This is a genomic window from Acidovorax sp. FJL06 (assembly GCF_003852545.1).
Lineage (GTDB): Bacteria > Pseudomonadota > Gammaproteobacteria > Burkholderiales > Burkholderiaceae_C > Acidovorax.
Genome location: NZ_QAJR01000002.1, coordinates 1 through 237 on the forward strand (window position 1 = coordinate 1; position 237 = coordinate 237).

The 237-nt window shown below is 72.2% G+C and carries 1 protein-coding gene; it reads left to right on the forward strand.

Going from position 1 to position 237, the window contains the following annotated elements; all coding sequences use genetic code 11:
- On the forward strand, window positions 1–237 hold a 237-nt coding region (locus tag DBV10_RS22985; protein WP_233589758.1), incomplete at both ends, for a CHASE2 domain-containing protein.

A 237-nucleotide genomic window follows, 5' to 3' on the forward strand; every position in this document is an offset into this window, starting at 1 on the left:
GTGCTGCGCGGCGCGGTGCCGGCCGATGCCTTCCGGGGCAAATATGTGCTGGTGGGCGCGGCCGCATCGGGCCTGGGCGATATGTTTGCCACCCCGGTCAGCCAGCAGTCGCGCCTGATGCCGGGGGTGGAAGTGGTCGCCCATGTGCTGGATGCGCGCCTGTCGGACGAGCAGATCGTGCCCGCCCCGCGCACGCAGGGCACCCTGTTCAACCTGGCGCCCGTGGCCGCAGCCCTG